The sequence below is a fragment of the Bacillus sp. 05T31 genome (assembly GCF_056396725.1).
In genome coordinates this window covers 1-6,847 of the sequence record NZ_JBFTMA010000185.1, presented here as the reverse complement: position 1 = coordinate 6,847, position 6,847 = coordinate 1, and the positions used below count along the sequence as shown (strand labels likewise).

General features: G+C 33.2%; 10 protein-coding genes and 1 pseudogene. 7 read left to right on the top strand and 4 right to left on the bottom strand.

Going from position 1 to position 6,847, the window contains the following annotated elements:
- Positions 1-146: DUF6037 family protein (locus AC1DJR_RS13440; protein ID WP_477002799.1), on the bottom strand; the 146-nt coding region annotated here is incomplete at its 3' end.
- 521 nt (positions 147-667) lie between these two features.
- Here AC1DJR_RS13440 and AC1DJR_RS13435 point away from each other — a divergent pair.
- The 5 genes and pseudogenes from AC1DJR_RS13435 (at position 668) to AC1DJR_RS13415 (ending at position 3,595) form a co-directional block, all read left to right on the top strand.
- A pseudogene (locus AC1DJR_RS13435) lies at positions 668-1,021 on the top strand (DUF6018 family natural product bioysynthesis protein).
- Between the two features lie 21 nt (positions 1,022-1,042).
- Entirely contained in the window at positions 1,043-1,180 is a 138-nt protein-coding gene (locus AC1DJR_RS13430) for a hypothetical protein (protein WP_477002798.1), read from the top strand.
- Between the two features lie 130 nt (positions 1,181-1,310).
- The gene (locus AC1DJR_RS13425; protein WP_201053739.1) at positions 1,311-2,024 is read left to right on the top strand and encodes a transposase; all 714 of its coding nucleotides are present in this window, start codon (positions 1,311-1,313) and stop codon (positions 2,022-2,024) included.
- Between the two features lie 306 nt (positions 2,025-2,330).
- Positions 2,331-2,960 (top strand): hypothetical protein, encoded by a 630-nt coding sequence (locus tag AC1DJR_RS13420; protein ID WP_033707405.1) that lies wholly within the window; start codon positions 2,331-2,333, stop codon positions 2,958-2,960.
- Positions 2,960-3,595 (top strand): hypothetical protein, encoded by a 636-nt coding sequence (locus AC1DJR_RS13415; RefSeq protein WP_002069133.1) that lies wholly within the window; start codon positions 2,960-2,962, stop codon positions 3,593-3,595. Before AC1DJR_RS13420 ends, AC1DJR_RS13415 begins: the two co-directional genes overlap by 1 nt.
- A gap of 53 nt (positions 3,596-3,648) precedes the next feature.
- Here AC1DJR_RS13415 and AC1DJR_RS13410 read toward each other — a convergent pair whose 3' ends face one another.
- Positions 3,649-4,263 (bottom strand): hypothetical protein, encoded by a 615-nt coding sequence (locus AC1DJR_RS13410; protein WP_477002797.1) that lies wholly within the window; start codon positions 4,261-4,263, stop codon positions 3,649-3,651.
- Positions 4,247-4,831, bottom strand: a complete 585-nt coding sequence (locus tag AC1DJR_RS13405) for a hypothetical protein (protein ID WP_477002796.1) — start codon at positions 4,829-4,831, stop codon at positions 4,247-4,249. The genes AC1DJR_RS13410 and AC1DJR_RS13405 overlap by 17 nt, the downstream gene beginning before the upstream one ends.
- Positions 4,832-4,955: 124 nt before the next feature.
- Here AC1DJR_RS13405 and AC1DJR_RS13400 point away from each other — a divergent pair, with 124 nt between their 5' ends.
- Both AC1DJR_RS13400 and AC1DJR_RS13395 read left to right on the top strand, forming a co-directional pair.
- Positions 4,956-5,339, top strand: coding sequence for a hypothetical protein (locus AC1DJR_RS13400; protein WP_477002795.1), 384 nt, complete (start codon positions 4,956-4,958; stop codon positions 5,337-5,339).
- A 16-nt stretch (positions 5,340-5,355) separates the two neighbouring features.
- The gene (locus AC1DJR_RS13395; protein ID WP_477002794.1) at positions 5,356-5,994 is read left to right on the top strand and encodes a nuclease-related domain-containing protein; all 639 of its coding nucleotides are present in this window, start codon (positions 5,356-5,358) and stop codon (positions 5,992-5,994) included.
- A 368-nt stretch (positions 5,995-6,362) separates the two neighbouring features.
- Here the strand turns inward: AC1DJR_RS13395 and AC1DJR_RS13390 are convergent.
- A partial coding sequence (locus AC1DJR_RS13390; protein WP_477002793.1) for a transposase occupies positions 6,363-6,847 on the bottom strand: 485 nt, incomplete at its 5' end.

Below are 6,847 nucleotides of genomic sequence, written 5' to 3'. Positions count from 1 at the left end.
ATGTTGTTTCTTTTTAAAAATTCTAATTTTAATAAAGCGAACTTCGGTACTTTTTCATCTTCCATATATAATTTCACCAAAACAATATACTCTTGCTTTTTATATTTAAATACAAAAGAATCAATACACCAGCCCTTATTCACCATGTCATTCTTTAAATCTTTTAAATTACTGAAAATATCCAACGGTATCTCCTCCATGTCAAAGTAGATATATAGCATTTATACAATTATAACATTCTATATATTTCGAAAAAAGAAATGTGACATAGCTTCAGAAGTAATTCGGGTACAATGTTTCTTTAAAGCTCGGAAAACATCTTGCTACCATTATTAAAAATGTGTAATATATAGTTATATTGTTAGTTTAWTTGATTCCGTTTATTCCCACACCTTTTTTTGTGTTGTGGTTGAGTTGTAGAAGCAAGTTGCGTCTTGTTTCAWTTRTGAAAGGGCTTCTTTGAGCCGATTAGTGTATATATAGCTTATTTTGCTATGCACATTATTAATCGACTTGAAGAAGCCCTTTTTGTGTTGTCTTCAAGTTTGTAGGCAGGGTTATTTATGATTAATAACATAACAAATTAAACAGTAGAGGAGATATAAAAATGAAAAAAGATTGTAGACACTAAAGACTAGTACCAACAGCAGAGGAACATAAAACACGAATGGAAAATAACCAGAAGTCATATGCTACACCAGCAATGTCATCTGAATCCAGAGCACGAGTAAATCAAATGAGAGGATGTTTTGAAGCTRATATTATATTGCCAGATGGTAAATTTCAATGTTTTAAACCAGACACTCTTAATGAAAAAGTGGCCATTCAAGAACTAGCTTTATACATTGAAGGCATACAGGAAGCGAAAGAAGGCTATGTYATCYTATGGCGCTTTGTCGGGCAACAAAGTTTTTAYCATGGTACAAAGATYGTAGCTGAACCGAAGTTTCGTAMAWTCMTRCKTAAGATGAAAGATTATTTTTTCGATTATGAAGAAGTGGTTTATGAAACTGAAAAATAAGAAGGATAGAGGGATATAGATATGAAAAAAGATAACATTTGGACAGTATTAGATGATCCAAAAGAGCAGGAAACAAAAGAGCAATCCCAAGAGCCGGATGATATTTTTGCTGGTATGGAWGAGCTAWCGGAGATTAYAGATGAWGAACTACCATTTTAARCAAGKCGAGGTAGTKTATAGAGGGTAAAAGGAAGAACTAAGTGATGTATATACTTAGATCTTCCTTTTTTTATTGTAAATGATGGACAATTCGAGTTCGATTTATTTGGTTAAATGAGAGGAGAAAATCATGTTTACAATACTTCTTATCGCACTAATTTGCTATATGTGTTTTGTTGTTTACAAAACAAGAAAAAATATGTTGATAGAAGAAAAGAAAAAAGAAAAAGGATCAGAACCGGTGGAACGACCTGTTTATTGGTGTCCGAGAAAAAATAGACCCATTGGCAGGGAACAAGAACGCATTACTGTTCCAACGAAAGAAATCACCTTAGAAAAAGATGTAGCAAATATATATGATTTAGTTGCTTCGTCGATTCAAATGAATTTAGGTGAAGAAGAAAAAACGTTAGAACAGGACAAGGAAGTTGCAAAAGAAGTGGAGTATGCTGAAGATTTTCACCATGCTCCTGCTTCTGAAGCAGTATACGATATCCTTTTTCCTAGCGATGAGGATATACCAGAGGAATTATTAGAATATGAGGAGACATTTCTCGAACTAGAACAGTTGCCGATCCCACTAGAAACAGAGCATATCGTTCCTATTCAACAAGGAGTATCAGGGGTAGATGATATGAATTTGGTAAAGTGGACTGTAAAAGTAATAGGACGAGAACAAGGACTGACACGCGTACTTAATATGTCTGATAATAAGCGTTATTGGATACATACAGAGGGAGAGATATTACCAGAAAATAAACTAATGTATATAGAATTAGAGGTCGATTCACCTTATTCCTATACATTAGTTGGGTGGAGTGATAGACAACTAGGGAGTATATAAATCTATTTCCTAGTTGGTATTTTCTTAGTTATATAGCATTAAACACACTAGGTTCTCACTCATTTGTACAAGGACAAAATTTTTTTGTTTTTGTACAAATGAGTGGGACRGAAYGATTCACCATATAAGGATATTCGACTATAATGARAMATTGTACGTCATTGTAATATTAAAATATTCTAAGGTTAAAGTGATTATTAATCTTAAAATATGCGATTTGAGAACTCGTTGTAATATTACAATGCTTCATATACATGAGATTGTATTTAAGATTATTATATTAAAATTACTGGAGGCTGATGAAATATGATAATAGATCATATGAGCAACAATGTAGTGGAAAAATTAGAACAGACGGTGCGCTACGAAAAGAAACAAGTAAAGGTATTGCGTGTAAGTAAAAGTAGTTCAAATATACACGCTTACATGATTTTCCCGGAATTCTCAGAGGTTAAAATTTCAAATACCGAACTAGATGAGTATATAGAAAACCTATCAATAAGCGTGAAATATGTCATTGATCGCAAGTTGAGTCAACAAGAAATTGAAAAACAAAATCATTCTTTCATTATGACGTGTGCAGTTGAGGAAGATGGTGTGATAGATGATGAAACTCTTCATTTTAATACGACTTATGTCAAACCACCAACGATTGCAAATAAAGTATTTAAGTTAGTGTGTGGATTAGGAAATCGTTTAGATAGCTTAAAAGAGTTATATATTACAGTATTAAATAATAATATTAATCGAATTGAAATTGAATTTTATAATGAAAATGAAACATACATGGCAGTAGAGAAGGAAGAAATCGCGAATGCAATTATGGGAGCATATACAAAAGCAAATATCTATTACTCAGCAGATCTCTATTATGTTGCAGAAGGAAATCAAATCAAATTAAAGAGCGTTAAACCAAAATTAGCGGGTGATGTGTGATGAAACAAGAAAAAGGGATGATAGGAGTCTTATGTACGCTTGTTTTGATGGTTTTACTTCTTATCCCCTTACAAGCAGCTCATGCATCTGTAAAAGTGGACTTTAATGAATTAAAAGGGAATGATGTTTCGTCATCCTTTAAAGAGGGATTAAACAATCGAACCAAAACACCAGAGAAGGATGATTCATTCGGTTCATCATTAATACAAAAAATTGAGGGTATGTATGCACCTGCCTTTAAAGTAGGGGTAAATATCTTTTCTATCTCTTTCGTATTAGGCGTTATTGTCATGGTTATGGCATTAATTACGAAGAATGGTCAATGGATGAAGTGGGCGACAGGGAGTATGATCTTTTCATTCGTTAGTATGATGGCGATGAGACTAAGTGTGTACTTCTTATTCAGTTCCGATGTAGTTTCGTTTATGAACATCTTTACGGATTTTTTAGACCTGTTTAAATCAACAGCACTTATTTTTACACCATTTATGTTAATTGCAGGTATTCGTTTACGAAAAATTCATGAGAGTACGAAACAACCTGAGTATTATCGTTGGTCCAATCGTGTCATAACGGGATCTTGTTTACTTTGTATGTTAGCCGTACTCGCTCCATGGCTATTTGCGAATATGTAAAGAAACACATATAAGAGGAATGAAAAAGGTACTGAATCTATATTCAGTACCTTTTATCTACCCATATGATTTCTTCGTTCGTATTCTTCAAATACTTCCGGTGATATAGGGGATAATATGCCACTTAGATATACAGCTGTATATAAAAAGTATTGTTCATCTTTTGTTTGAACTGTAAGAGTGCCGTGTTCCTCGTTATTAGGGATAATTCGTTCAATTTTCAGTTGTTTTTTGTCGCAAATAATAGCCTTGATTTTATAGACGTTATGTATTGGTAATCTTTCGATATACAGACAACTACGCTCTAACAGATAGAAAATGAGTGCCATTTGTAGAATGAACACAATTTGTAGTAGAGCTGGTGTGCCTGCAAAACAGACAAGGAAAATAGAAACTAAAATAATATTTAACTTCGAAAACCATTTCTCGTATTGCTTCATAGAAAGAATACTTTTTTTCGTTTGAAAGACTTGGAATCTTGTTATGAGGAACAGGATCGTAAAGATTCCTTCATAAATAAGCCAAGTATGCCATTCCGACTTAGAAAGATCTAGTACTAAGTATATGATGCCGGTAAAGATAAGGATTGGTACCTGATGTACCAGGCTAAATAATATCGTATGTTCTAACATTCTTTTCTTGTAGATGTGATTAGTAATTGAATCCAAGTTTCTTAACTCCTTCTGCAATTTTCATGATGACACCACCAATAAGTAGCTGGTATTCGCCTATTCCTTTTTCGTTCACATACCAGCACATATAGTGCCTAATACCTTCTTTTGCACCGTGATTATGTAAAGGGAAAGGAGATGCGTATTTTTTAGATGACATATTATTATCACCGAAAGGAACCTGTCCTGCAAGAGCAAAACGTTTCTTTGCATCATTTACAATCCAACAACCATAATCTGCTGTTCCATGCCATATTGCTTCTTTATGAATTGGATCAATAGAAGGTTGTGCTGGATAATTTTCAGCTAGTATTTGTGCTTTTTCTTCACGAAGTCGTTGATGAATATGTGAATTCAATGGATCKTCCGTTCCGATTTCATAGGTTTCCTCAAAATTCCCACACTCATAAGGGATAAGGGGATTATTTGAATCAGCTGCTAATTKTAGACTGCAAGAATCCGATTTTGAAAGATAGTATACACAGTCTTTGCAGGTGAAAAGGTTTGAAAAAGCTGAATCTGTTTCTTGATCTGTTACCGTATTATCTACTACAAGTTTTAACATATCTATCACAATCCTTTTTAGGCTATTTCTGAATTTAATATAGACGTATCATATCATGCTTATAATTAAATGTAAATATTTTACATTTAAAATACCCTAATWTATTTTGAAAGGACTGTTTGTTTTGAAAAGAAATCGAGAATATATTGCTTTGCGAAATTCCATTTTGGTAGGTTGGTTGCTCACAATTATTGTTATGGGTCTATCTATCTATTTTTCTTCTATTGTGTATTTACTAATTGGATGTTTCATTCTGTCGCTTAAATATGGATTAGTGGGTACCGTAAAGAATGTGGAAAAGCGTTTACCTACCTGGGCTAATTTTGGTGTTATTGAAAAACCAGTAAATCGAAGAGTGACAAGACCGTTTCAATTTCGGGGTGGGCTCCTTGTTTCATTAGCGTTAGGATTTGTAGAGATGGTGATAAAAGGCTTATGTATCTCATATTTTATTTTAGGATTAGAAACGTATRTATATCGTTTGATACGCAAAAACGCAAGAGTGTGAAAAGGAGGTTTTTATTATGAAAGTATTGATATTCGAATTAATTCTCATTGCGATTCTGATTCCATTGAATATTGTTGTAAAAAAACATGTACCTAAATGGAAAGGGAAAGCTGGAGAAAAACTGGTGAAACGTATATTAAGTAAATTAAATCCTGAAAGCTATTATGTGTTACATGATGTGACGGTTCATACGGAGTATGGTGATACAACGCAAATTGACCATATTGTTATCGCGGAAACAGGTGTATTTGTCATAGAGACGAAGAACTACGAGGGCTGGATCTATGGAGATGAGAAGGCGGCRAGATGGACACAAGGTATTTTTAGAAAGAAACACTCTTTTCAAAATCCATTTCGACAAAACTATAAACATACGAAAGCAATTGAATGGATTATGGAGCAACAGCTGCCGTGTATCTCTATTGCTGCGTTTCATCCAAAATGCAGTCTAAAAAGAGTACATGTTCACTCTAAAGATAAACATGTCCTATATTATAACRATCTAMAAAAATGTATTGAATCMTATAMTGAYGTGMAACTAACAAAWGATGAGGTCMAGCATATCTAYCAAACWATATTRCGAGCRAAYATTACSGATAAGGATATWRARAAGAAACATGTGAAGTATTTACARAATAAGTTCGCAAAACAATAAGAAATGGAGAAAGAGACATGTTATATGTAATAGGGTTTTTAGTAATCTCCATAGTAGCTATTCGTCTTAACATGAAGTATTACAAGCTTAGAGGGAATCCGAGGGATTTTGTAATGAAAAAAAAAGAGTAGAAGGTTTCTGATAAAATGTTTTAAAGTCCATTTCAATTGAAATGGACTTTAGTATTCGCATAAGGGGATACCACCACATCGCTATCAAGCTAAGAAATGTAAATACCCCATGCCCATCAAGCTAAGATTATATAAGTTTAATTTCACATGAGATTTTTTCTTTTTTCTAAAGATCCAGTGTAAGTTCTTTAAAGATTTGCATACCAAATAAACCCTAACGAGTTTCAATTTTTTTTATTAAGCCGCATAATCGCGGGACATAGAATAATTATATACGACACCTAAGATATCAAAGACTGTTTTCTTCTCATATCTATGAGATTTCCGTCCATTTCTCTGTAGAAGATTGAATAGACGAAGTAATATTTTTGATAACTCTTCAGTGTCTTTTTGTAGAGCTTGATAAAGAAGTGGAAAATAATCTTTGATGATATATACGGCTTTATATTCACTCAACTCTCGTTTCTTCTTGGTGAGGAGTAATTGGCGCATTTGAAACATAGTGGAGGAACAAAGAAGAATACTAATTAACTGTCCATATAAATGACACTCTAGTCGTTCTAATTTTACAGAATTACAATGATGAATACGAAAAAACGATTTCCATGTTTTAAAGATTAGTTCAATCTGCCACCGTAAGGAGTAAAAATCGTATACTTGTTCTTTTGGTAGATATTCCGAAGGGATATTTGTAATGTAAAAGTTAATTGCACTAAGCCGTT